This is a genomic window from Xanthomonas sp. CPBF 426 (genome assembly GCF_903989465.1).
Taxonomy (GTDB): domain Bacteria; phylum Pseudomonadota; class Gammaproteobacteria; order Xanthomonadales; family Xanthomonadaceae; genus Xanthomonas; species Xanthomonas euroxanthea.
On record NZ_LR861805.1, the window covers coordinates 1,828,804 to 1,853,747 of the forward strand.

Sequence of the window (24,944 nt, forward strand, 5' to 3'; positions counted from 1 at the left end):
TCGTTCTTTGGGGAAGAGGAGTTATTCAGCGACTTGGTCGTTGAACGGATTGAGTAGCGCATCGGCGACCAGCTTCTGCTGTTCGACGATGTGGTCGGCCATATGGCCGGCGGCAGGCGAGGGCGAACGGGCACGGCCGGCGTAATGCAGGCTCTGGCCGCTGGCCAGGCAGAAGTTCAGGTGGTGGCGGATCTGGTACCACGCACCCTGGTTCTGCGGTTCTTCCTGGCACCACACCACGTCGGTGGCGTTGGCATAGGCCTTGAGTTCGGCGGCCAGCTGCGCACGCGGGAACGGATACAGCTGCTCCACGCGCAGGATGGCGACGTCGTCCTGGCCACGCTTGGTCTGGTCTTCGAGCAGGTCGTAATAGACCTTGCCCGAGCACAGCACCACGCGCTTGACCTTGCCGGCATCGGCCTTGGCGTCGGGGATCAGATGCTGGAACTCGCCTTCCGCCAGTTCTTCCAGGCTCGACACCGCCAGCTTGTGGCGCAGCAGCGACTTGGGCGTCATCACCACCAGCGGCTTGCGGGTGGTCATGCGCATCTGCCGGCGGATCATGTGGAAGCACTGCGCCGGGGTGGTCGGCACGCAGACCAGCATGTTCTCCAGCGCGCACAGCTGCAGGAAGCGCTCCAGACGCGCGGAGCTGTGCTCCGGGCCCTGGCCTTCGTAGCCGTGCGGCAGGAACAGCGACAGGCCCGCGATGCGGCCCCACTTGGCTTCGCCGGCGGCGATGAACTGGTCGATCACCACCTGCGCGCCGTTGGCGAAATCGCCGAACTGCGCTTCCCAGATGCACAGTGCATTCGGGTCGGTGGTGGAGTAGCCGTACTCGAAGCCCATCACCGCTTCTTCGCTGAGCAGCGAGTCGATGATGGTGGCGTCCTCGGGGTTCTGCACCAGTTGGCGAAGCGGCAGGTAGTAGCTGTCGGTCTTCTGGTCATGCAGGATCGCGTGACGGTGGAAGAACGTGCCGCGACCGGCGTCCTGGCCGACCAGGCGCAGCTTGTGGCCTTCGGCCAGCAAGGTGGCGTAGGCCAGGTTCTCGGCAAAGCCCCAGTCGCCGGCCTGGTCGCCGGCGGCCATCTTGACGCGGTCTTCGTAGATCTTGGCCACGCGGGCATGCAGCTCCACGCCTTCCGGGATCGTGGTGATCAGCTTGGCCAGGCGATCCAGCTGCTCGCGCTTGACACGGGTATCGACCGGATCGGCAGCGGTGCCGACCAGGTACTTGGACCAGTCGATGGCGAATTCGTCCGGCTTGCGCGTCGCCAGTTCGGTGGTGTATTCGCCCGAATCGAGCTTGTTGCGGTAGCCGTCGACCAGCGCCTTGGCCTCGTCGGCGCTCAGCACGCCGTCGCTTTCCAGCTTGGCGGCGTACAGCTCGCGGGTGGTCTTGTGCTTGCGGATGGTCTGGTACATCACCGGCTGGGTCGCTGCCGGCTCGTCGGCCTCGTTATGGCCCCAACGGCGGTAGCAGACCAGGTCGATGACCACGTCCTTCTTGAACTGCTGGCGGAATTCGTAGGCCAGCTTGGACACGAACATCACCGCATCCGGGTCGTCCCCGTTCACGTGGAAGACCGGTGCGCCGATCATCTTGGCCACGTCCGTGCAGTAAAGCGTGGAACGGGCGTCGTCGCGGGCGCTGGTGGTGAAACCGATCTGGTTGTTGACCACGATGTGCACGGTGCCGCCGACGGCAAAACCGCGCGCCTGCGACATCTGGAACAGCTCCATCACCACGCCCTGGCCGGCGAATGCGGCATCGCCGTGGATCAGGATCGGCAGCACGGTCTTGCGCTCGGCATCGCCGAAGCGTTCCTGGCGCGACCGCACGCTGCCGACCACGACCGGGTCGACGATTTCCAGGTGCGAGGGATTGAAGGCCAGTGCCAGATGCACCTGCTTGTCGCCACCGACCGCGATATCGGCCGAGAAGCCCATGTGGTACTTGACGTCGCCGGTGTGCGCGCGGTCGTCGTGGGCGTGCTCGAACTTGCCTTCGAACTCGTCGAACAGCTTGCGCGGATTCTTGCCCAGCGTATTGACCAGCACGTTGAGACGGCCGCGGTGGGCCATGCCGATCACGATGTCCTTGACCTGATCGTTGCCGGACTGGCGAATGATCTCGTCCATCATCGGGATCAACGCATCGCCGCCTTCCAGCGAGAAGCGCTTCTGGCCGACGTACTTGGTGTGCAGGTAGCGCTCCAGGCCTTCGGCAGCGGTGAGCCGCTCCAGCGTGCGCTTGCGGCTGGCCGCGTCGCCGGCGATCTTGCCGCCGGCATCTTCCAGGCGCTTGTAGATCCACTGGCGCTGGTCGAACTCCTGGATGTGCATGAACTCTGCGCCGATGGTGCTGGCGTAGGTCGCCTTCAGGCGGGTCAGCAGATCCTTCAGCTTCATGCGCGGCTGGCCGCCGACGCCGCCGGTGCTGAACTCACTGTCCATATCCGCCTGCGACAGGCTGTGGAATGGCAGGTCCAGATCGGGCGGGTTGACCGGCGGGGTCAGGCCGAGCGGGTCGAGCTGCGCGCCGAGGTGACCACGCGCACGATAGGCGGTGATCAGGCGGCCGACGTTGCGCTCGCGCTCGTCACTGGCGCCTGCGCCGGTTCCGGCGTTGGCGGCCTGTTTGGAGGCGGCGAGGATGTGGGCAATGGCCGCCGAGTGCGGCACATCACCGGCATCGCGACCCTTGAAGCCATCGAAATAGCTCTTCCACTTCGGGTCGACACTGTCCGGGGCGACGAGGTACTGCTCGTACAGATCCTCGATATAGGCGGCGTTGCCGCCGGCGAGCTGCGATGACTGTGCGAACTGCTTTAGGAGATTATCCACGATGGTAAGTCGGGTCTGCTGTGGGGATGATTGTGCGGAAGCGGCAGGGCGAGATGCCCCATCGGTCGGTCTCAAATCTCGAAAAATTATACCCCCTTGCGCCAGTGAGGGGGCGTCTGCAAGCTGACCGAGCGGGTAGGTGCGGCCGCCTGGCGCCCAGGCGCGAAAGGCGCTGCGGTCTCAGATGCCGAGTGCGCGCGGTTCGTTCCAGAGCGCGCTGCGCTCCCATATCTGCGCGAATTCGCGCTCCAGCTGGCGGCTGCGCGCCGCGCCCGACAGCCAGGTTTCGCCATCGTCGAAGCGATGGCCTGTTGGACGAAAGTAGTAGGCGTCATCGCCCACCACATAGGCCGACGCATAGCTGCTGTCGACCGGATCGCTGACCGCGCGGAAGCGGAACACGCTGGGCAGGCGCTGGGCCAGCCGCAGCAGCGCGCTGCTGCTGGCGCCGGCAATGGCGGTGTCCTGCACCAGCACCTGCACGCGCTTGTCGTGGCGGGCGGTGGCGAAGCGGCGCAGCGCATCGAGCACTGCGGCGTTGTCGAACAGCGGCGGATCCAGTGCCCGCGTATAGATCAGGACCTGGCGGCGTGCGGCGCACAGCAGGCCGGTGGTGGCGGCCTGCGCCTCGCGCAGGTCGTCCACCGCCATCGGGCCGTCGAGACGGCGGTGCAAGGGCCCGTCAGGCCGATCGCCCGCCGTTGCGGCGCGATCGGGATGCGGGTCGGAAGAGGTGTCCGGCAGGAAGCCCAGGCGTGCGAACACCGCCCCGGCATCTGCATTGACGCGGGCCCGTACGCCGGGCCAGCCGCGTTGTTGCGCGGTGGCGACGGCGGCTGTGAGCAACTGGTCGGCCAGGCCGCGGCGGCGCCAGCCCGGCAGGATGCCGAGCCTGTCGATGCGCCGATCCGCGGTCAGCCGCACCGAGCCGATTAGCTGGCCGTCCTCGCTGCGCAGGGCCAGGTGCAGGCCGAGCGGGTCCAGAGCGTCCCATTCGGCAGCGCCGCTGTCGCCGCGGCCGCAGGCCAGGCGCAGCGCACGCAGGGCCGCGGCGTCGGACGCCGGGTCCAGCGAGACGATTTGCGGGCCGGCCTGGGGGCTCATGCGCGGTTGTCGGACCCGTCGTCGCCAGCGTCCGTTGCCGCGTCGTCGGCGAGCTCGCTGTCATCGTCCTGGTGGGCGTCGGCAGCTGGTTCGTCCTCATCAGCCTGGGCCGGGCCGTCGGCGGTATCGGCGACCTGCTCGACGTCGGCCTCCGCGTCGATCTCGTCGTCTGCGTCCGGCGCGTCGGCCTCGGCGTCGTCCTGGTCGGCCGACAGGCTCAGGCCATGGGCCTGGTCGTCGTCGATGTCCTGGATGTCGTCTTCCGCGTCCTCGTGGGCGCGCTGGTAGTGGCCCTGCGCCAGCAGCTCCAGCACCACCTCGCGGCCGCGGTTGGACAACTGCGCATACAGCGTGCCGTCGATCTCTTCGGCCGCGGCCAGGCGCGCGGCGTCCTTGGCCGACAGCGCGAATTCCAGGCCGCTGCAGAACAGGGTGGCGCCACGCTTGGCGCGCCGCCAGGCCAGCCGCGACCAGGGGTGACGGTGCAGCAGCACGCCTTCTTCCAGCGCCTGCTCGACCGCCTCGCGCGGGATCGGTTCGGGGGCCGGCACCACGTCGCCGGAGGCGCGGTAGGTGGTCATGAAGCGGCCGAACCAGTCGCCCAGCCGATCCGGGTCGTTCATGCGCAGGGCGTTGAGCGCTTCGACCACGCGGTTCATCGCGGTGACGTCGATCTCGTACGGGTCGGCCGGCACCTTGAGGTCTTCGTCGTGATAGCGCACGGCCTCGTCGGCATCGGCGATCAGCGTATCCAGATAGTCGCCGATCAGCTCGGCCGACGACGGCGCGCGGGTGCCGATGGAGAAGGTCAGGCAGGCGTCTTCGGCAACGCCGTGGTGCGGCACCAGCGGCGGCAGGTACAGCATGTCGCCCGGGCCCAGCACCCAGTCGTGGGTGGGCTTGAAGTCGCGCAGCAGCTTGAGCTCGACATCGTCGCGGAACGCCAGCGGCGCGGCCTTGCGGCCCTGTTGCGCGCGTGCGTCGATCTGCCAGCGGCGGTGGCCCTGGCCCTGCAGCAGGAAGACATCGTAATGGTCGACATGCGCGCCGACCGAGCCGCCGGTGGCGGCAAAGCTGATCATGATGTCGTCGATGCGCCAGCGTGGCAGGAAGCGGAACTGTTCCAGCAGCGCGCGCACGTCGGCGTCCCACTTGTCCACGTCCTGTACCAGCAGGGTCCAGTCATGGTCGGGCAGGCCGGGGAAGTCGGTTTCCTGGAACGGGCCGGTGCGTACGTCCCAGCCGTCGGTGGCGCGGTCGTGGCTGATCAGGCGTGCCAGCACGCCGTCCTCGCAGGCCAGGCCGGCCAGGTCTTCGGGCTGCAGCGGGGACTGGAAGTCCGCAAACGCGTTGCGGATCAGCAGCGGGTGCTTGTGCCAGTAGTTGCGCAGGAAGCGCTCGACCGGCATGCCCAGGGGCTGGTCGCCGGTGGCGTGGACCTCGAAGGGCAGCGGCGCGCCTTTCCTGGCGGCGATCTTTTTTGCGGCGGTCTTTTTCATGGTGTCACGGGTCCGACAGGAGGGCCGGCGCTGTGCGGCCGGCGGAGTGGCTTATTGTCGCCCAGCCCGCCATGCGATGCCTTGCTGGCGGCTGTGGCGGTGATTTCAGTGCACCTGTGCCTGCCATGCGTGGCCGGCATGCACGGGGGATGCCGGCATCGGCGGGTCAGTGGATGGCGAGCTGGCTGTCGCTGGGCGAAGGCACCGATGCAACCGTGTGGTCGACACGCCTGCCAGCGCTTGCGACGCGGCAGCGGTGGAAGCGGCAGCGGCCTGCCTCCCGCAGGCGACCGATGCCAGCAGGGGCACAGACAGCAGTGAGCGCAATGCCATGGCACTCCTCCTGACGGCTGGATGGAGGATTGCGATGCCGGTCGTTGACTGCCGCTGGTTCAGATCGCGCGCGCCAGCTGCTCGGCCAGGCCGGTGTAAGCGCCCGGCGTCAGCGCCCGCAGGCGCTGCTTGTCCTGCTCCGGCAGCTGCAGGCTCTCGACAAAGGCCTGCATGGACGCGGCGGTGATGCCCTGGCCGCGGGTCAATGCCTTGAGCTGTTCGTACGGGTTGGGCAGGCCGTGGCGACGCATCACCGTCTGCACGGCTTCGGCCAGCACTTCCCAGGCCGCGTCCAGGTCCGCATCCAGGCGCTGCGGATTGACGGTCAGCTTGCCCAGGCCCTTGGCCAGCGAATCCAGCGCGACCTGGGTGTGGCCGAATGCGGTACCGAGCGCACGCAGGACGGTGGAGTCGGTGAGATCGCGCTGCCAGCGGCTGATCGGCAGCTTGGCCGAGAAATGCTCGAACAAGGCGTTGGCGATGCCGAAATTGCCTTCGGCATTTTCGAAGTCGATCGGGTTGACCTTGTGCGGCATGGTCGAGGAGCCGACTTCGCCCTCCTTGAGCTTCTGCTTGAAGTAGCCCAGCGAGATGTAGCCCCAGATGTCGCGCGACAGGTCGATCAGAATGGTGTTGACGCGACGGCTGGCGTCGCCGATCTCGGCCACGTTGTCGTGCGGCTCGATCTGGGTGGTGTAGGGGTTGAACACCAGGCCCAGGCTCTCGACGAAGCGCTGCGCGAACGCGGCCCAGTCCAGCTCCGGGTACGACACCAGGTGCGCGTTGTAGTTGCCGACCGCACCGTTGATCTTGCCGGTCAGCTCGACCGCGGCGATCTGCTTGCGCTGACGCTCCAGGCGCGCGACCACGTTGGCGATTTCCTTGCCCAGCGTGGTGGGCGAGGCGGTCTGGCCATGCGTGCGCGAGAGCATCGGCTGGCCGGCCTGGGCATGGGCGAGGCTGCGCAGCGTGGCGGTGATGCCGTCCAGCGTCGGCAGCAGCACCTCGCGGCGTGCCTGTTCCAGCATCAGGCCGTAGCTGAGGTTGTTGATGTCCTCGCTGGTGCAGGCGAAATGCACGAATTCCAGCGCCGGGCCCAGCTCCGCATCGTCCTTGAGCTGTTCCTTGATGAAGTACTCCACCGCCTTGACGTCGTGGTTGGTGGTGCGCTCGATCTGCTTGACGCGTGCGGCGTCGCTCACGCTGAAATCGTCGGCCAGGCGGCGCAGGGTCTGGGTGGCGGCGGCCGAGAATGGCGCCAGCTCGGCGATGCCCGGCTCGGCCGCCAGTGCCAGCAGCCATTCGATCTCGACCTTGACCCGTGCCCTGATCAGGCCGTATTCGGAGAAGATCGGGCGCAGCGCATCCACTTTGGAAGCGTAGCGGCCGTCGAGCGGGGACAGGGCGAGCAGGGCGGAATCCGACATGGGCAGGGCACTGGGAGGCTGGCGGGGGTGCGTATTCTACGCCGCCCCGGCGCCGGCTTCGCCGATCGGCCGCACCGTGATCGCCTGAATCCGGTGCCCGGCCATGCGCCGCACCGTCAGTGCGTGGCCGTCCAGTTCCAGGGTCTCGCCTTCTTCGGGCAGCCGCTGCAGCCGGTGCACGATCAGCCCGCCGACCGAATTGACGTGGTCCGGCGCGCTCAGGTCCCGGCCGAGCAGGCGCTCCAGGCGGAAGATCGAGGTGCTGCCGGCCACCAGCAGCGAGCCGTCCTGGCTGCGGATCGGGGCGTCGCGCACCACGTGGCGGTGCTCGTCCTCGATCTCGCCGACCACCACCTCCAGCAGGTCTTCCAGGGTGAAGAAGCCCAGGATGCGGCCCTGGTCTTCCACACACAGCGCCAGATGGGTGGTGCCGGTGCGGAACTGCTCCAGCGCGCTGGGGATCGGGGTTTCCAGCGTCAGCAGGGTCGGCGGGCGCAGCAACGGACGCAGATCGTCCAGGTCCTGGCTGCGCGCCATCGCCACCAGCAGATCCTTGGTATGCAGGATGCCCAGCACCTGCTCGCCATCGGCGTCAAACCAGGGGTAGCGGCTGTAGCGCGACTCGCTGAACTCGGCCAGCACCGATTCCAGCGTCATGCCCTCGCGCAGGCTGCGCAGGTGCTCGCGCGGGCGCATCAGGTCGCCGGCGACCAGATCGGGCAATTCCAGCGCGTGGCTCATCAGGGCCAGCCCGTGATCGGGCGTGGCCGCGTTCGGATCCTGGCGGCCGACGATCAGCATCAGCTCCTCGCGCGAATAGCGATGCGACTGATGTTCCACATCGCCCCAGCCCAGTACCCGCAGCAGGCGGTTGGCGCTGGTATTGAGCACCCAGATCGCCGGATACATCAGCCAATAGAACACGTAGAGCGGCGCGGCGGTCCATAGCGACATCCGCTCCGGGCGGCGGATCGCCATGGTCTTGGGTGCCAGTTCGCCCAGCACGATGTGCAGAAACGAAATCAGGCTGAAGGCGATCGCCAGCGCGGTGAACTGCGCCGCTTCCGGCGACAGGCCGGCGCTGTCGAACAGCGGCTGCAGCAGGTGCGCGAACGCCGGCTCGCCGACCCAGCCCAGGCCGAGCGAGGCCAGCGTGATGCCGAGCTGGCAGGCCGACAGGTAGGCATCCAGGTGCGCATGCACCCCGAGCAACAGACGGCCACGCCACCCGTTGGTTTGCGCCAGGCCCACCGCCTGCGTGTGGCGCAGCTTGACCAGCGCGAACTCGGCGGCCACGAAGAAGCCGTTCAGCAGCACCAGCAGCAACGCGACGAACAACAGCAGCACATTACCCAGCATGGCGTCGGCCTCGGTGCCGTGCAGCGGCGGTCATGCCGCGTGTCCGCCGTTGCGCGTGAGGGGTTGGGCGGTGTGCGGGCAGCAAGGACGCAACCAATGCGTTGCTACAGTCAGGGTCGTCGCCCATGGCAGCGTGGTACCTCGTATGGATCGATGGGCAGTCTAGCCCACGGCTTGCGACGACACGGTCGCAACGCCGCGAGCGAGTATCGTAGGCAGTCTCGCCAGCGTGGGTGCGCCCGCTGCCAGCCATCCATCACCACAGACCAACCATGTGCGGAGAGTGCAGATGAGCGAACGTTTCAGGACCGAACACGACAGCATGGGGCAATTGCAGGTGCCCGCCGATGCCTTGTGGGGCGCGCAGACCCAGCGTGCCGTGCAGAATTTTCCGGTCTCCGGCCAGCCGATGCCGCGCGGCTTCATTCGCGCGCTGGGCTTGATCAAGGCCGCCGCGGCCGGCGTCAACGCCGAGCTCGGGCTGCTGCCCAAGTCGATCGGCAAGGCCGTGCAGGACGCGGCGCTGCAGGTGGCCGACGGCACCTATGACGCGCAGTTCCCGATTGACGTCTATCAGACCGGCTCGGGCACCTCGTCCAACATGAATGCCAACGAGGTGATCGCCACGCTGGCCACGCGCGCCGGCAAGGACGCGGTGCATCCCAACGATCACGTCAATCTCGGGCAGAGTTCCAACGACGTGGTCCCCACCGCGATCCGCGTGTCTGCGCTGCTTGCGGTGCAGGAACACCTGCAACCGGCGCTCAAGCATCTGCGCAAGACCATCGACAAGCGCGCCAAGGGGCTGGAGAAGGTCGTCAAGACCGGGCGCACGCATCTGATGGATGCGATGCCGCTGACCTTCGGCCAGGAATTCGGTGCATGGTCGGCGCAGCTGAGTTCGGCGCAGGAGCGCATCGACGATTCGCTCAAGCGCCTGCGGCGGCTGCCGCTGGGCGGCACCGCGATCGGCACCGGCATCAATGCCGATCCGCGTTTCGGCGGCAAGGTGGCCAAGGCCCTGTCGGGCTTGAGCAAGGTCAAGTTCGAGAGTGCCGACAACAAGTTCGAAGGCCTGGCCGCGCAGGACGATGCGGTGGAGTTGTCCGGCCAGCTCAATGCGCTGGCGGTGGCCTTGATCAAGATTGCCAACGATCTGCGCTGGATGAATGCCGGCCCCCTGGCCGGGCTGGGCGAGATCGAGTTGCCGGCGTTGCAGCCGGGAAGTTCGATCATGCCGGGCAAGGTCAACCCGGTGATTCCCGAAGCCACCGTGATGGCCTGCGCGCAGGTCATCGGCCACCATACGGCGATTACCGTGGCCGGGCAGACCGGCAACTTCCAGTTGAACGTGACCCTGCCGCTGATCGCCTACAACCTGCTGGATTCGATCAACCTGCTGGGCAATGTGGCGCGGCTGCTGGCCGACAGCACGATTGCCGGCTTGAAGGTGCGCCAGGAGCGCGTGCGCGAGGCGCTGGACCGCAATCCGATCCTGGTCACCGCGCTCAATCCGATCATCGGCTACGAAAAGGCCGCCGCGATCGCCAAACGTGCCTACAAGGAGCAGCGCCCGGTACTGGACGTGGCGCTGGAAGACAGCGGGCTCACTGAGGCGGATCTGCGCCGTTTGCTGGACCCGGCCGCGCTGACGCGTGGTGGCATCCAGGCCGGCAGCAGTGGCGGCGGTGGCTGATCACTGACAGCGTGTGTGTGTAGGAGCGCACCTGGGCGCGACGGGCGTTGTCGATACAGCCCCGTCGCGCCCAGGTGCGCTCCTACACGGGCTTGCGCGAGTCCGCGGCGTCGCCAGCGACTCAGTGCCGCTCGGCCTGCACGTTGCCGAAGCTCTCGCGATACGGTTGCAGCGACGGGATCTCGTCCAGCAATTCGCCGCTGAGCTGCTGGATCTCCGGCGTGGCGGTCAGCTTGATCGACTTGTACTCCGGATCCGCGCCGGCCTCGTTGACGGCCTGCTGGCGCAGCATCTGCAGGTGCCCGAACAGCAACTGCAATTTGGCGCGCGTCGGTTCCTTCTGCGGCAGCGCGATATCGTCGATCTTCAGCGTGCCGTCCGGAGTGATTTCCGCATTGGCGGCCGGTGGGCGGCGGATCATCACCGACTGGGTGGTGATGGCAACGCGCGGCTTGCCGCGTTCGGCGCGCCGCGACGACTGGTCGCCACAGGCGGTCAGGGCGCATAGCAGGAGCGCCATGCAAAGCATCACGAACTTGTTCATGGGGTCGCTGGGGTCTGGGGAGCGCATTAGTGTAATCCCGCTCCGGCAGCCGATCAGTGCCGGCGGCACATGGCGCCGCTGACAAGATGTCGCAGGCCGGTATCGGTTGCCTGGCGTGCGCGCAGAATCGACACGACGCTCCAGCTGGTTCCGGTCCGCCGCTGCGCCCCCATCGACGGGCGCAGCGGCGGTCGGTGCCGCGCTTACTTGCGGCAGTCGTCGACGTCGTGCTGGGTCAGGGTCGAGTACGGCGCGAATGCCGGCACCAGTTGCGCGGCGGCGTCCTGCGCGTTGCGCAGCGTGGCCAGCTGGTCGCAGATCTGCATCGTATTGTGTTTGAAGGTTTCCGCCTGCGCCTGGATCTTGTCACCGATCTGGTCGGTGTTGCCGCTGAGCACGCCCTTGAGTGCTTCGCCGGCGGCATGCGCACCGAAGGCCGCGCCCTGCGTGCCGATGTCGATGCCTTTTTCGGCGACGCCCTGGATCTGCACATAGAAAGTGCGCATCGCCTGGCGCTGCGCATCGTTCAGGCTCACCGGCTTGCCGGCGATGCTGAGCGCGCCATCCGCGCCGATGGTGGCAGCAGGCAGACCGTCGCGGTGGAGCGTCAGGCTCTTGCCGTTGAAGCTCACCCCGCGCGCGTTGGCCTTGCCCGATACCACGACGGTGGGTTCGGACTTGCCGCAACCGACCAGCAGCGCACCCGCCAATACCGCACAAATCAACAGTTTCATCAGCAGTCCCCCTCAGTAATGGTCAATGCAGTGGTCAGTTGTCGGTCGGTACGCGGGTGGTGCCGGCAACATCGCTGACGTCGATGTCGCCGCTGCCCTTGCGCGCCACGCTGACGTCGCCGCGCACCTTGTGCACGCTCAGGGCGCCGGAGTTGACCGCTTCCACGCCGACATCGCCCTGTACATCGTCGATATCGACATCGCCGGAGCCGACCGTGCCGAGCCTGACGTGGCCGGCAACGCCGCGCAGCTTGACGTCGCCGGAGCCGACCTTGCCGACCTCTGCCGCGCCGCGAATCCGGCGCGCCTTGAGATCGCCGGAGCCGACTGCCAGCACGCGCAATGCCCCCATGTCCTCCAGTTCGATGTCGCCGGAACCGACCTTGGCGGTCACCCGGCCCTTGGTGCGGTGGATGGCCATGTCGCCGGAGCCGACATCGGCACTCACTGCAGCCGCGCCGCTGATCTCGGCGTCGCCGGAGCCCACGTCAAATTGCACCAGCAGCGTGTCGGGCACGTTGCCACGCAGGTCCAGGTACGCGTAGCTGTCGCCGATGGAAATGCGCGACGGGCGGTCATCGGCCAGCGTCACCACCAGCTTGTCGCCGACGCGCTTCTGGGTGACGGTCAGGCCCTCGAGCAGGTCGGCCCTGGCGGCACAGGCGCGGCCGCTCAGACGGCCGCCGTTGCCTGGCGCGGCGTCCAGATGCAGGTCGTTGGAGGCGACCTCGAACAGCACCGACTTCACTCCGCTCAGTTTCAACTCCAGGCTGCGCGGTTCGGAGAATGTGCATTGCTCCTCGGCAAACGCAGCGCCGGGCACTGCGCACAGGATGGCCAGACTCAGCAGACGACGCATGGGATGTCCTTCAGGCTTCGGAGCGCCGACGGCGCAGGTAGATGGAGGCAGCGATCAGCACCACGCCGATGGCGGCGCCGATCCAGATGTCCGGATTGCCATAGACCAGTGCGCTGTCGGTGTGCTGCAGCGCCCACTGCACCAGATCGCTGGGGTTCTGCATCGCGCTGCTGTCGAGGTTGCCGCTGACCGCACGTGGCGACCAGGTGCCGGGCAGGGCGCTGAGCAGGCCGCGGTAGCCGACGATGTACCAGATCCAGCCGATCGGCAGCGAGACACCCGGCATCGCCGAGAGGATGCTCAACATCACGCAGGCCAGCAGCGGGAACAGCACCGCCCACAGGAACGGCTTGCTGGTGGCCCAGGCCGAGCAGAACATCAGCCAGCCCACGGTCGGCAACGCCCACAGCAGGCTCATCGGCACGGTCTTCAGCAACAGCCACAGCAGCGAGAAGGGATGCGAATGGGTTGCCAGTGCCCAGGGGCTGGGGACGCCGGCGATCAGGGCGCCCACGATGGCGATCAGCCACAGCGCCAGGCCGACCAGCACGCCGATCGCGATGGCGATCAGCGGCGCCAGCAACAACGCCCAGACCGCCTTGGACAGCACCGTCTGCACATCGGACACCGGCAGCGACTTCCAGAACAGCACGCTGCGGTCGCGGCGGTCGTCGTACAGGCTGCCCAGCGAATAGAAGAACACCACGAATGCCAGCACCACCGAGGCGATCCCGATGCCGCCCAGCAGCAGGCCGTCGCCGACCTGGCCCAGCGTGCGCGTGTATTCGGCCAGATCGTCCATGGTGATGCTGTCGCCGATCATGTTGCGACGCGCGCTGATCGCGCCGATCACCGCGCCCAGCAGCGCGAAGAACACCGCGATGCCGCCGGTGATGACCTGCGCCCAGACGAAACCGCCGCGGTGTTCCCAGTACTCGCGCTTGAGCAGCCAGCCGAACGTGCGTGCGGGAGAAGCTTGGTGGGTGAGTGTCTTCATGCGTAGGTCCCCTTCATGACCGCAACGAACAGGTCGGCAAGGCCGGGATTGCGGGTTTCGCCAAAACGGGCGAGCTGCGCCTTGGGCACGCCATCGAACAGCATCACGGTCTTGCCGAACGGCAGGCCGCGCTCGTCGATCGGCGTCAGGCCTCTGGCGGCGTCGAGATGTTCGGCACCCACCAGCACTTCGGTGTAACGCTCGGCCACGTTCTCCATGTCGGCGGTCAGTACGATGCGGCCGTCGCGGATGAACATCACATCGGTGAGGATGTGTTCGATTTCCTCGACCTGGTGGGTGGTGACGATGATGGTCTTCTGCTCGTCGAAGTAGTCCTCCAGCAGGCGCTGGTAGAACTGCTTGCGATACAGGATGTCCAGGCCCAGCGTGGGCTCGTCCAGCACCAGGATGCGCGCGTCGATGGCCATCACCAGCGCCAGGTGCAGCTGCACGATCATGCCCTTGGACAGTTCGCGCACCCGCGACTTGCGGTTGAGCTGCGTATTGGCCAGGAAACGTTCGCACTTGGTGCGATCAAAGCGCGGATGCACGCCGGCGACGAAGTCGATCGCCTCGCCAACCCGCAGCCAGCGTGGCAGCACTGCCACGTCGGCAATGAAGCAGACCTCGTTCATCAGCGCGTTGCGCTGGGTGCGCGGATCCATGCCGAGCACGCTCAGCTCGCCGTCGAAATCGGTCAGCCCCAGCACCGCCTTGAGCGCGGTGGTCTTGCCGGCGCCGTTGGGGCCGATCAGGCCGACGATGCGCCCGGCCGCGATGGTGAAGCTGGTGTTGTCCAGCGCGAGCCGATGCTTGTAGGCCTTGCGCAGGCCACGTGCGTCGACCACATGGTCGGAGGAGACGGCGGTCATGGTGTTTTTCCCTGTGGCAACAGATCGTCGATGGACAGTCCCAGGCGCTGGATGCGTTCCAGCACCGCGGGCCATTCTTCATTCAGGAAACGCTCGCGTTCGCTGCCGCGCAATTTCTGCGCGGCCTCCGGGGTCATGAACATGCCCAGGCCGCGGCGTTTCTCCACCAGGTTCTCGTCGGCCAGTTCCTGGTAGGCACGCGAGACGGTGATGGGGTTGAGTTGGTAGTCGGCCGCCACCTGCCGTACCGAGGGCAGGGCGTCGCCCGGCTTGAGGATTCCATCGAGCATCATGGCAATCACCCGTTCCTTGAGTTGGCGGTAGATGGGAGCGCCGTCGCTCCATTGGATGTCGTTCATGGTCAGCTCCGTGGACGCAGGACCTGCGCGAAGGAGAAATAGGGCATCGACAGCGAAGCGCGCAGGTGCCGGCCGGGCCGGGTGCGCGCTTCGGGGGGAGTCGTCGCGTTTTCCGTAACCGCCTCCGACACGCCATAATCGGCGCCGGACTCCGTAACCTGACTGGAAGCGGCTCCCAGGCAACCAATGACGAACAGGGCGCTGCCGAACAGCAGCAATGGAGCTGGTCGCGTGAAGCGTGTGCTGTTCATGCTTTCCCCCTGCGTTGGATGACTGGTGTTGTATTCAACTATAACACCGACACGCAGGCAGTCAACTGCCTGTCATACCCAACTGATGGCACCCCGCAACCGCGGGTGGCCCGGACCTATCGAAAGGGATCGCCCATGTTGCTCAAACGTCTGCTGGTGGTTGTATTCGCTGGCTTTTTTTCCGCCGCGGCGCTGGCCGCAGGCGCGCCGGTGCTGGATCTGGACTACCGGCCGCTGGCCGGCAAGGCGCCGATCAACCTGAACCGTACCTACGGCGGCAAAGTCCTGATGGTGGTCAACACCGCCAGCAAATGCGGCTACACCCCGCAGTACGAAGGGCTGGAGGCGCTGAACCAGCGCTTCGGCAGTCGCGGTTTTTCGGTGCTGGGCTTTCCGTCCAACGATTTCCAGGGGCAGGAACCGGGATCTGAGAAGCAGATCCAGGAATTCTGCACGCTGACCTATGGCGTCAAGTTCCCGATGTTTGAGAAGGTGCATGTGCTGGGCGCGCAGGCCACGCCGCTGTATCAGCGGTTGACGCAGGCCACGGGCGTGGCGCCGGGCTGGAACTTCCACAAGTATCTGATTGGTCGCGATGGACGCGTGGTGGCGCAGTTCCCCAGCAAGATCAAACCGGACGATCCGAGCGTGCTGGCGGCAATCGAACGCGAGCTCAACGCGCCGTCGCGCTGAGCGCGGCGCTCGCAACGCCACGCGCACATGCGACAATGCGCATTCAGCGCCGGCGTCGGCGTGTCTTTTCACTTTCGGGAAGTGCATCGAATGAAGATGGGAAAGCGCGGCGCGGCGGCGTCGCTACTGATGGTGGCACTGTCGGCATCGATGCCGGCGATGTCGCAGCAACCGGCCGCAGCGGCCACCAAGGAGAAGCCAGTTTTGAATGCATCGTCTGAGAAGAGCACGCGCGACAACGTCAGCTACGCCATCGGTATGGATGTGGCACGTTCGTTCGAGCCGATTGCCCAGGACATCGATGTGAGCGCACTGCAACGCGCCATCGAGAATGCATTCAAGGGCGGCAAGCCGCTGTTGTCCGACGAGCAGACCCAGGCCACCGATACCGCATTGCGCACCGCGCTGGCGGCACGTAACGGGCAGCAGGTTCCGGGCATGGCCCCGGGCAGCGCGCCGGCCGCGCCGTCCAAGGAAAATGTCGGCCTGATGCTGGGCGATCGCGCAGTCGGTCCTTCGCTGGCCGGCATCAAGGACGAGATCGACCTGTCGATCCTGATGGAAGCCGTCCGCACCGTGTTCGCCAAGGGCACCACGCGCCTGACCCAGCAGGAAGCCGCGGCCACCATGCAGGCGTTTGCCTCTGCCAAGCAGGGCGCTGCCGGTGCCAAGAACCGCGAGGAAGGCAACGCCTTCCTGGCCAAGAACAAGACCGAAAAGGGCGTGATCACCACCGCATCGGGCCTGCAGTACATGGTGCTGCGCCAGGGCAGCGGCGAGCGTCCGATGCCCACCAACACGGTGCGCGTGAACTACGAAGGCAAGCTGCTCAACGGGCAGGTCTTCGACAGCTCCTACCAGCGCGGCCAGCCGGCCGAGTTCGGTCTGAATCAAGTCATTGCAGGTTGGACCGAGGGCGTCGCCTTGATGCCGGTCGGTTCGAAGTATCGTTTCTGGATTCCATCCAACTTGGCCTATGGCCCGAACGGCACGCAGGGGGGGCCGATCGGACCAGACGCAACGTTGACGTTCGATGTCGAACTGATGGGTATCCTTCCCTGATCCCCCACAGGAGTACCCCCACCCATGCGAGTTGCGATCTTTGGTACCGGCTATGTTGGTCTTGTCACCGGTACCTGTCTGGCGGAAGTAGGTCATCACGTTATCTGCGTGGATATCGACCAGGCGAAAGTTGATGGTCTCAATCGTGGGGTGATTCCCATCTATGAACCCGGCCTGGAGCCGATGGTGAAAGCCAACCACGCCTCTGGCCGGTTGCGCTTCACCACCGATGCGGCCGAGGCGATTGCGCACGGTGAAATCACCTTCATCGCCGTGGGCACGCCCCCGGACGAGGATGGCAGTGCCGACCTGCAGTACGTGCTGGCGGTTGCGCGTACCGTCGGCCGGCATATCGACGGCCCGTCGGTGGTCGTCAACAAGTCCACCGTGCCGGTCGGCACCGCCGACAAGGTGCGGGTCGCGATCCAGGAAGAGCTGGACGCACGCGGCCTGGACCATGAGTTCGACGTGGTCTCCAACCCCGAGTTCCTCAAGGAAGGCGACGCCGTGGCCGACTGCATGCGTCCGGACCGCATCGTCATCGGTGCCAAGAAGCCGGCGGCCATTGCACGCATGCGCCGTCTGTATGCGCCGTTCAACCGCAACCGCGATCGCATCGTGGAGATGGACGTACGGTCGGCCGAGCTGACCAAGTACGCGGCCAACGCGATGCTGGCGACCAAGATCAGTTTCATGAACGAGATCGCCAACATTGCCGAGCGTGTCGGTGCGGACGTCGAGCACGTGCGCAACGGCATCGGGTCGGACCCGCGCATCGGCTGGCACTTCATCTATCCCGGCGCCGGCTATGGCGGCTCGTGCTTCCCGAAGGATGTGCAGGCATTGGCCAAGACCGCCGAGCAGTACGGCATGGAGCCGACCCTGCTCAACGCGGTGGAAAGCGTCAACAATGCGCAGAAGGGTCACCTGTTCGAACTGGTGCAGCGTCATTACGGCGCCGAAGGCACCGGCAGCATTGCCGGCAAGACCTTCGCGGTCTGGGGCCTGGCATTCAAGCCCAATACCGACGACATGCGTGCCGCGTCCAGCCGGCGTTTGATGGAGCAGTTGTGGGAAGCCGGTGCCACCGTGCGTGCCTACGACCCGGAAGCGACCCATGAGGCCAAGCGCATCTTCGGCGAGCGCGACGACCTGACCTTCTGCGACGAGGCATTTGCCGCGCTGGAAGGCGCCGATGCCCTGGTCGTGGTCACCGAGTGGAAGCAGTTCCGCAGCCCGGATTTCGGCAAGATCAAGCAGGCCTTGAAGGACGACGTCGTGTTCGACGGTCGTAACCTTTACGACCCGCAGGAAATCGAAGCCGCAGGTCTGGCCTACTACGCCATCGGACGAGGCCGTTCGTTGCATGCATGAGCAACTCTCGCCGCGCGACCAGGAACTGGACGCGCGGTTGGTTGAACTGGAAACGCGCCTGTCCTTTCAGGAGCAGGCGCTCAACGAACTGAGTGAAGCACTTGCGGACGCCCGTTTGACGGGCGCCCGCAACGCCGAGCTGATCCGCCACCTGCTCGAGGATCTGGGCAAGGTGCGCTCCACGTTGTTTGCCGACGCTGCGGATGAACCGCCGCCTCCGCACTATTGATTGCAGATTGCCACCGCCATGAGCGATACCTTACGTGACCAGTTGCTTGGGTTGGGCTTCAAGTCCGCACCCAAGCCCGAACGCAAACCCGACGCACGGCCTGCCGCGCGTCAACATGGCAACGGTGGCAGGCCTGCGCCCGGCGGCAACAAGCCGGGCGGCCAGGGCAGGGGACCGCAGCGGCCGCATGCCGCTGCGGCGACCGACGGCAGGGGCGAGCGCAAACACGATGGCCGGCCCGAGCGTCGTAACGATGGCAAGCCGGCGGCATCGCCGCGTCCGCAGCAGTCCACTGCCGAGCGTCGCGGACCCAGGCCGGCACGCACGTGCGAAGACATCGATCTGGCCAAGGCCTATGCGATCCGCGCGCAGCGCGAGAAGGACGAGCGCATCGAAGCCGAGCGGCTGAAGCAGGAAGAAGCACGCCTGCGTCGCGAAGCCAAGGCCAAGCTCGAAGAGCTGCTCAAGGACAAGGGGCTGAATCATGCCGATGCGGACATCGCCCGGCATTTCCCGTATGGCGGCAAGATCAAGCGTATCTACGTGACTGCCGATCAGCTCAAGGCGCTCAACGCCGGCGAGCTGGGTGTGCTGCAGCTCAACGGCCGCTATCTGTTGGTCACCGCCGAGGTACTGGCAGAAGCCGAAGCGGTGTTCGCGCCATCGGTGGCATTGAAGGTGGATCCGAATGCGCCGGCAGGCGAAGACCCGTATGCCGACCCCCAGTATCAGGTGCCCGACGACCTGGTCTGGTAACCCTGCGTGCGCTAGGTGTTGTTGGTCATGGGCACCTGATGGGTGCCCATGTTGTTTGATGCGTTGCCTTGCGTGGTGCGCACCTGATCGTTGCTGCGCGCGGTCCGGCCGAGCCATGCCGCAGACGCGGCGTGGGCGATACACGGGCCGGTCACGGCGCGCGCGGCACCATCGCGGCCTCACCGGTCAACGCCTCCGGGCATGGTGCCTGTTGTGTTGCCGCTCATTCCCTGCCGATGGTGCCGTGTATGTCCATATTGTCGAAAATGTTGAAGGCCTGCGTTGTTGCATCGGCCACATCCACCGCGCGCGGCGCTTCGGGTTTGCAGGCGACGCGTGCCATGCGGCCGGCCGCGGTGATGCTTGGGTTGTGCGTGGTGAGTCAGCAGGCCGCTGCACAGGCGGAGGACGCACCGGCGTTCGACCGTCCCGGTATTCCGTTTGCTGCCGAAGTGCTGCAGCCCGGCGCGTTCGCGTGGGAGCAGGGCCTGCCGGACGCGAGTACCGATCGCAGCGACGGGCAACGCACCACGCAGTACACCGCCGATACGCTACTGCGCCTGGGGCTGTTCCAGAATGTGGAGCTGCAGGTGGGTAGCGACAGCTACAACTGGCAGCACGGTGGCGGTGAGCGTGTGCGTGGCGGGGGCGACAGCCATATCGGCCTGAAGGTGGCATTGCCGTCGCAGTCGGACAGCTTTCATTGGGCCGCGCTCGGCAGCTACAGCGTGCCGACCGGCAGCCCGGCCTTCAGCGACGGCTATGCGCGCGAACTGGGCGTGACCGCGTCCTGGGATCTGGCGCAGCAGCGCGCCCTGGCGCTGTACGTGAACTACGCACGCGACAGCGACGGGCATACCTGGACCTTCTCGCCCAACTACACGTTCTTCTCCGGCGAGCATTTCAGCAGCTATGTGGAAGCGGGTTTCGACACCGGCAGCGAGCACTCGCGCGTGGCCGGCGCCGGTGGTGCCTGGCAGTTGCCGCATGCGATGCAACTGGATGTCTCGGTGCTGCGCGGGCTAACCTCCGAAAGCCCGGACTGGCAGGGCGGGATCGGCCTGTCGATCGCATTCCAGTAAGGAGGCGACTGCAGTCAGGATCGGCGCGGCTGCTGACTATGTTGCACTGCCGCATGCATTGGGTGCGCGGAAAAGGCCTAATTGGATCGATCCAATCGACGCCAGATGCATGCGCACTTCTTCCATTGCAAGGTCGGCAGCGTGACGCGTGCCAAACCGACTCCGTCCGCTGCGGAGGACGGCGATGCCCGTCGCGGCGGACGCGGTGCGGTGACCTTGCGCGATATCGCCGGCGCCATCGGCGTGTCGCGTGCGACGGTGTCGTTGGTGCTGCGTGGCAGCCCGCTGGTGCACGCGGCCACGCGCGCGCGCGTGGAGGCCGAGCTGGATCGGCAGCACTACGTCTATAACCGTGCCGCCGCCAATCTGCGCCGCCGCACGTCATCCAGCATCGCGCTGGTCATCAACGATCTGTCCAACCCGTTCTTTGCCGAATTTGCCGCAGGCGTGGACGAGGCGCTGGGCGCAGCCGGTTATGTGACCCTGCTCGGCAGCACCGGCGAATCGACGCAGCGCCAGCAGGCGGTGCTGACCTCGCTGATGGAGCACACGCCTGCCGGCATCATCCTGTCGCCGGCCGAAGGCAGCCAGGCGCAGGCCTTGACCCAGGTGCTGGGGCGTCAACACAACGTGGTGTTGTTCAACCGCGAAGTGGAGGGCGCGAGCTGGGATCTGCTGGCGCTGGACAACGAGCAGGGTGCGTTGCTTGCCTGCACGCATCTGATTGCGCAAGGCCATCGGCGCATCGTGTTCTTCGGCGGGCATGCCGAATCCAGTTCCTGCCGGCAACGCCGTGCCGGTTATGCGCGCGCGATGGCCGATGCCGGGCTGCCCGCGCACTATGTCGAATCCGCGCCGAACCGGCAGGAGGCTGCGCTATGCGCCGGTCGCATGCTGGATCGTGCCGAACACGATCGCGCAACCGCGGCGGTCTGCTACAACGACAGTGTCGCCTTGGGCCTGATGGCCGCGCTGGCGATGCACGGCATCGTGCCGGGGCGCGACTTCGCGGTGACCGGCTTCGACGATATCGCCGAAGCCGCATTGTTTACCCCCGCGCTGACCACCCTGGCCGCCGATCCGCGCGCGCGCGGCCGCCAGGCGGCGCAGCTGGTGCTGCAGCGTATCGGCAGTCCCGACCTTGCATCGCAACGCCTGACCGCCGCGGTCGAATTGAAGATCCGCGCCAGCAGCGTCAGCGCGTCGAGTTCCACCGTTTCGCTTCACTCCCCCAGCGATTCCCCCGCACATTCCCCCACCAAGGCCTCAGGCCGCTGACCAGGCAATTCCTATGGTTTCCCTTTCCACGCAATCCACAGTGCCAAGTGGCAACAAGGCGCCCGTCAACAACGGCGTTGCGTTGTCGGTCGTCACCACGATCTTCTTCATGTGGGGCTTTCTCACCTGCCTCAACGACATCCTGATTCCGCATCTGAAGGCGGTATTCGAACTCAACTTCGCGCAGGCGATGCTGGTGCAGTTCACCTTCTTCGGCGCGTACTTCCTGATGTCGTTGCCGGCTGGCTGGCTGGTGGCCAGGCTTGGCTACAAGCAGGGCATCGTGGCCGGGCTGGCGGTTGCCGCGGTCGGTGCGTTGGGCTTCTGGCCGGCGGCGGAACTGCGCGTCTATGGCGCATTTCTCGGCGCCCTGTTCGTGCTGGCCACCGGCATCACGATCCTGCAGGTGGCCGCCAACCCGTATGTTGCGCTGCTGGGTCCGGAGCGCAGTGCCTCCAGCCGGTTGACGCTGGCGCAGGCGCTCAATTCGCTGGGGACTGCGATCGCACCGCTGTTCGGTGGCTGGCTGATCCTGTCCAACACCGTGATGAGCGGTGACCAGCTCAAGGTGCTGCCCGAGGCCGAGCAGCTGGCCTATCGCGTACAGGAAGCGCAGGCCGTGCAGGGGCCGTACATCGGTCTGGGCATCGTGCTGTTCCTGCTGGCGATCTTCGTGTTCCTGTTCCGTCTGCCGGCATTGACCGACGCGAGCGCGCAGAAGGACGAAAGCAGGCATTCGCTGCTGGATGCCCTGGCGCATCCGCACGTGCGCTTCGGTGTGCTGGCGATCTTCTTCTATGTCGGCGCGGAAGTGGCGATCGGCAGCCTGATGGTCAACTATTTCTCGTTGCCGCAGATCGGCGGGTTCACCGAGCGCGAGGCGACCCACTACGTGTCGGCCTACTGGACGCTGGCAATGATCGGCCGCTTTATCGGCTCGGCGCTGCTGGCCAAGTTGTCGCCGCGCGTGCTGTTGTCGGTGTTCGCCGGGATCAACGCACTGCTGCTGGTGCTGACCATGGCCAGTGGCGGCATGCTGGCGGTGTATGCGCTGGTGGCGATCGGCCTGTTCAATTCGATCATGTTCCCGACCATCTTCACGCTGGGCATCGAGCGGCTTGGTCCGCTGACCGGTCGCGCGTCGAGCCTGTTGATCATGGCCATTGTCGGCGGCGCCATCGTGCCGTATCTGCAAGGTCTGCTGGCCGACAGCATCGGCTTGCACGAGTCGTTCGTGCTGCCGCTGGTGTGCTACCTGTACATCGTGTTCTATGGCATCTGGGGCTCGCGCCTGCGTGGCGCACTGGCGGAGGCGCACGCATGAGTGCGGCCAAGAACCGGGTGGTCTGTTTCGGCGAGGCCTTGATCGACATGCTGGCATTGCCATCCGCCGGCCCCGACGAGGCACGTACGTTTGCGCAATACGCCGGCGGTGCGCCGGCCAATGTCGCGGTTGCGGTGGCGCGGCTGGGTGGCGCGGCGCATTTTGTCGGCATGCTGGGGCGCGACATGTTCGGCGACTTCTTGCTGCAGAGTCTGCAGCAGGCCGGCGTCGCCACCGATGGCATCGTGCGCACAGATCAAGCCAAGACCGCGCTGGCCTTCGTGGCCCTGGATGAAGCCGGCGAGCGCAGTTTCAGTTTCTATCGTCCGCCTGCGGCGGATCTGTTGTTCCGCCCCGAGCATTTCGCCGCAGACGCCTTCACGCAGGCCGCCGTGCTGCATGTGTGCTCCAACAGCATGACCGAACCTGCGATCGCGCAGTGCACGCTGGACGGCATGCGCCGCGCTCGCGCCGATGGCGCCATCGTCAGCCTGGATCTCAACCTGCGCCCGATGTTGTGGCCGCAGGACGTGGACCCGGCCGCGCTGCTGTGGGAGGCGTTGGCACTGGCCGACGTGGTCAAGCTCTCGCGCGAGGAACTCGATTACCTGGCCGGCACGCTCGATGGCGATGCCAGCGCGGTCACCCGCAAGCTCTGGCAGGGCCAGGCCAGCTGGTTGCTGGTCACCGACGGCGGCGGGCCGGTGCATTGGCAGACACGCACCGATTCCGGCCAGGTGCCGGCCTTCGACGTGCAGGTGCGTGACAGCACGGCAGCGGGCGATGCATTCGTCGGCGGCCTGCTGTTTCAGCTGGCTGCGCGCGCGTCCACGCTGGAGCAGCTGTGTGGCGATGCGGTTGCGATGACCGCGGTGATCCGCTTTGCCGCGGCGGTCGGTGCGCTGGCGGTGACGCGCAAGGGCGCGTTTGCGGCGATGCCGAACGTCGATGAAGTCCATTCCCTGATCCAGGAACAACCATGAGCCGTTTGCCTGCGACCCCCGCACCCGATTTCCGTTCGGCCGATGTGCTGCGTCAGCATATCGCCGACACCATGGCGTTCTACCATCCGCGCGCGATCGACCCGGCGGGCGGGTTCTTCCAGTATTTCCGCGATGATGGCGCGATCTACGATGCCGGGCATCGGCATCTGGTCAGCAGTACGCGCTTTGTCTTCAACTACGCGATGGCGTATCGCGAATTCGGCGATGCGCAGTACCTGCAGGCGGTGCATCACGGCCTGGATTACCTGCGCAACGTGCACCGCAATCCGGCCACCGGCGGCTATGCCTGGACCCTGCGCGATGGCGTGGTCGAAGACGACATGAATCACTGCTACGGCGTGGCGTTCGTGCTGCTGGCGTATTCGTGCGGCCTAAAGGCCGGCATCGAAGACGCGCGGGCATGGATGGACGAAACCTGGCAGCTGCTGGAAACACATTTCTGGGAGCCGGAATTCGGCCTGTACCGCGATGAAGCCGATGCGCAATTCAACTTCACCAGCTACCGCGGCCAGAACGCCAACATGCACATGTGCGAGGCGATGATCGCCGCGTACGAAGCCAGTGGCGAGCAGCGTTATCTGGACCGCGCCTTGTGGCTGGCCGACACCATGACCCGGCGTCAGGCGGCCAAGGCCGGCGGCCTGGTGTGGGAACATTACGATCCGCAGTGGAACATCGACTGGGACTACAACCGCGACAATCCCAAGCACCTGTTCCGCCCCTGGGGGTTCCAGCCCGGCCATCAGACCGAATGGGCCAAGCTGTTGATGCTGCTGGATCGCTACGCGCCGAGCGACTGGTTGCTGCCGACCGCGCAGCATCTGTTCGATGTGGCGGTGGAGCGCTCCTGGGATGCACAGCGTGGCGGGCTGTATTACGGCTTCGACCCGGACGGCAAGGTCTGCGACGACGACAAGTACTTCTGGGTGCAGGCCGAATCGCTGGCGGCGGCGGCGTTGCTGGCCCAGCGCAGCGGCCAGGAGCGCTACTGGCAGTGGTACGACAAGCTGTGGGCCTATTCCTGGGAACACCTGGTCGACCACCGCTATGGCGCGTGGTATCGCATCCTGGATGCGGACAACCGCAAGTACAGCGATGAAAAAAGCCCCGCCGGCAAGACCGATTACCACACCATGGGCGCGTGCTACGAGGTTCTGAACGTGTTGCGCCCGGCTGCCTGATGTTGGTGTGATCCAGCGGCACCGTCGAACGTCGGCGCCTGCACCGTAGGAGCGCACCCGGGCGCGACAGGGCTTTA

24 protein-coding genes are annotated in these 24,944 nt (G+C 66.2%); 11 read left to right on the top strand and 13 right to left on the bottom strand.

Annotation, left to right across the window (positions count from 1 at the left end):
• Positions 1-21: 21 nt before the first annotated feature.
• The 5 genes from H7A87_RS07835 to H7A87_RS07855 all read right to left on the bottom strand — a co-directional run bounded on the left by H7A87_RS07835 (position 22) and on the right by H7A87_RS07855 (position 8,572).
• Complete coding sequence (locus tag H7A87_RS07835; RefSeq protein ID WP_180496936.1) at positions 22-2,925, bottom strand: 2-oxoglutarate dehydrogenase E1 component; 2,904 nt, start codon at positions 2,923-2,925, stop codon at positions 22-24.
• 105 nt (positions 2,926-3,030) lie between these two features.
• Complete coding sequence (locus H7A87_RS07840) at positions 3,031-3,954, bottom strand: GNAT family N-acetyltransferase (RefSeq protein ID WP_119129073.1); 924 nt, start codon at positions 3,952-3,954, stop codon at positions 3,031-3,033.
• Entirely contained in the window at positions 3,951-5,429 is a 1,479-nt protein-coding gene (locus H7A87_RS07845; RefSeq protein ID WP_180497002.1) for a cupin domain-containing protein, read from the bottom strand. The genes H7A87_RS07840 and H7A87_RS07845 overlap by 4 nt, the downstream gene beginning before the upstream one ends.
• A 416-nt stretch (positions 5,430-5,845) precedes the next feature.
• A complete protein-coding gene (gene purB, locus H7A87_RS07850; protein ID WP_119129075.1) occupies positions 5,846-7,213 on the bottom strand; it encodes an adenylosuccinate lyase in 1,368 nt (455 codons plus the stop codon).
• Positions 7,214-7,249: 36 nt separating this feature from the next.
• Entirely contained in the window at positions 7,250-8,572 is a 1,323-nt protein-coding gene (locus H7A87_RS07855) for a hemolysin family protein (protein ID WP_119129076.1), read from the bottom strand.
• 289 nt (positions 8,573-8,861) lie between these two features.
• Here H7A87_RS07855 and H7A87_RS07860 point away from each other — a divergent pair, with 289 nt between their 5' ends.
• On the top strand, positions 8,862-10,268 hold the full coding sequence (locus H7A87_RS07860; protein WP_119129077.1) for a class II fumarate hydratase: 1,407 nt from the start codon (positions 8,862-8,864) through the stop codon (positions 10,266-10,268).
• A gap of 121 nt (positions 10,269-10,389) precedes the next feature.
• Here the strand turns inward: H7A87_RS07860 and H7A87_RS07865 are convergent, their stop codons facing one another.
• The 7 genes from H7A87_RS07865 to H7A87_RS07895 form a co-directional block, all read right to left on the bottom strand.
• Positions 10,390-10,812, bottom strand: coding sequence for a hypothetical protein (locus tag H7A87_RS07865; RefSeq protein ID WP_102596853.1), 423 nt, complete (start codon positions 10,810-10,812; stop codon positions 10,390-10,392).
• 203 nt (positions 10,813-11,015) lie between these two features.
• Entirely contained in the window at positions 11,016-11,546 is a 531-nt protein-coding gene (locus H7A87_RS07870; RefSeq protein ID WP_104648403.1) for a DUF2884 family protein, read from the bottom strand.
• Between the two features lie 34 nt (positions 11,547-11,580).
• Positions 11,581-12,405: a DUF2807 domain-containing protein gene (locus tag H7A87_RS07875; protein WP_119129078.1), complete on the bottom strand. Its 825-nt coding sequence runs from the start codon at positions 12,403-12,405 to the stop codon at positions 11,581-11,583.
• Positions 12,406-12,415: 10 nt separating this feature from the next.
• Positions 12,416-13,402 carry an ABC transporter permease gene (locus tag H7A87_RS07880; RefSeq protein WP_119129079.1) on the bottom strand — a complete coding sequence of 329 codons (987 nt, stop codon included), beginning with the start codon at positions 13,400-13,402 and terminating at the stop codon, positions 12,416-12,418.
• Positions 13,399-14,274, bottom strand: coding sequence for an ABC transporter ATP-binding protein (locus H7A87_RS07885; protein WP_119129080.1), 876 nt, complete (start codon positions 14,272-14,274; stop codon positions 13,399-13,401). Before H7A87_RS07885 ends, H7A87_RS07880 begins: the two co-directional genes overlap by 4 nt.
• Positions 14,271-14,633, bottom strand: a complete 363-nt coding sequence (locus H7A87_RS07890) for a GntR family transcriptional regulator (RefSeq protein ID WP_003483692.1) — start codon at positions 14,631-14,633, stop codon at positions 14,271-14,273. The genes H7A87_RS07885 and H7A87_RS07890 overlap by 4 nt, the downstream gene beginning before the upstream one ends.
• A 2-nt stretch (positions 14,634-14,635) precedes the next feature.
• Positions 14,636-14,884: a hypothetical protein gene (locus H7A87_RS07895; RefSeq protein ID WP_104582755.1), complete on the bottom strand. Its 249-nt coding sequence runs from the start codon at positions 14,882-14,884 to the stop codon at positions 14,636-14,638.
• A gap of 135 nt (positions 14,885-15,019) precedes the next feature.
• Here H7A87_RS07895 and H7A87_RS07900 point away from each other — a divergent pair, with 135 nt between their 5' ends.
• The 7 genes from H7A87_RS07900 (at position 15,020) to H7A87_RS07930 (ending at position 21,358) form a co-directional block, all read left to right on the top strand.
• Positions 15,020-15,577 carry a glutathione peroxidase gene (locus H7A87_RS07900; RefSeq protein WP_104648406.1) on the top strand — a complete coding sequence of 186 codons (558 nt, stop codon included), beginning with the start codon at positions 15,020-15,022 and terminating at the stop codon, positions 15,575-15,577.
• Positions 15,578-15,667: 90 nt separating this feature from the next.
• On the top strand, positions 15,668-16,639 hold the full coding sequence (locus H7A87_RS07905; protein ID WP_016901531.1) for an FKBP-type peptidyl-prolyl cis-trans isomerase: 972 nt from the start codon (positions 15,668-15,670) through the stop codon (positions 16,637-16,639).
• Positions 16,640-16,663: 24 nt separating this feature from the next.
• Positions 16,664-18,013, top strand: a complete 1,350-nt coding sequence (locus tag H7A87_RS07910) for a UDP-glucose/GDP-mannose dehydrogenase family protein (protein ID WP_104582757.1) — start codon at positions 16,664-16,666, stop codon at positions 18,011-18,013.
• Positions 18,006-18,242 carry a SlyX family protein gene (locus H7A87_RS07915; RefSeq protein ID WP_024939344.1) on the top strand — a complete coding sequence of 79 codons (237 nt, stop codon included), beginning with the start codon at positions 18,006-18,008 and terminating at the stop codon, positions 18,240-18,242. Before H7A87_RS07910 ends, H7A87_RS07915 begins: the two co-directional genes overlap by 8 nt.
• A gap of 18 nt (positions 18,243-18,260) precedes the next feature.
• Positions 18,261-18,998, top strand: coding sequence for a DUF2058 family protein (locus tag H7A87_RS07920; RefSeq protein ID WP_342344367.1), 738 nt, complete (start codon positions 18,261-18,263; stop codon positions 18,996-18,998).
• Between the two features lie 341 nt (positions 18,999-19,339).
• Positions 19,340-20,080 carry a transporter gene (locus H7A87_RS07925; RefSeq protein ID WP_321186787.1) on the top strand — a complete coding sequence of 247 codons (741 nt, stop codon included), beginning with the start codon at positions 19,340-19,342 and terminating at the stop codon, positions 20,078-20,080.
• Between the two features lie 105 nt (positions 20,081-20,185).
• Positions 20,186-21,358 carry a LacI family DNA-binding transcriptional regulator gene (locus H7A87_RS07930; RefSeq protein ID WP_180497004.1) on the top strand — a complete coding sequence of 391 codons (1,173 nt, stop codon included), beginning with the start codon at positions 20,186-20,188 and terminating at the stop codon, positions 21,356-21,358.
• Here H7A87_RS07930 and H7A87_RS20920 read toward each other — a convergent pair.
• Positions 21,347-21,469 (bottom strand): hypothetical protein, encoded by a 123-nt coding sequence (locus H7A87_RS20920; protein WP_255438075.1) that lies wholly within the window; start codon positions 21,467-21,469, stop codon positions 21,347-21,349. The two genes, H7A87_RS07930 and H7A87_RS20920, sit on opposite strands and share 12 nt — an antisense overlap.
• Here H7A87_RS20920 and fucP point away from each other — a divergent pair.
• From fucP to H7A87_RS07945, 3 genes are read left to right on the top strand one after another with little or no spacing between them, the layout of a single operon-like run.
• Positions 21,441-22,682, top strand: coding sequence for an L-fucose:H+ symporter permease (gene fucP / locus H7A87_RS07935; RefSeq protein ID WP_232087969.1), 1,242 nt, complete (start codon positions 21,441-21,443; stop codon positions 22,680-22,682). The two genes, H7A87_RS20920 and fucP, sit on opposite strands and share 29 nt — an antisense overlap.
• Entirely contained in the window at positions 22,679-23,665 is a 987-nt protein-coding gene (locus tag H7A87_RS07940) for a carbohydrate kinase (protein ID WP_180496937.1), read from the top strand. Before fucP ends, H7A87_RS07940 begins: the two co-directional genes overlap by 4 nt.
• Positions 23,662-24,867 carry an AGE family epimerase/isomerase gene (locus H7A87_RS07945; protein ID WP_119129084.1) on the top strand — a complete coding sequence of 402 codons (1,206 nt, stop codon included), beginning with the start codon at positions 23,662-23,664 and terminating at the stop codon, positions 24,865-24,867. Before H7A87_RS07940 ends, H7A87_RS07945 begins: the two co-directional genes overlap by 4 nt.
• The last annotated feature ends 77 nt before the right edge of the window (positions 24,868-24,944 follow it).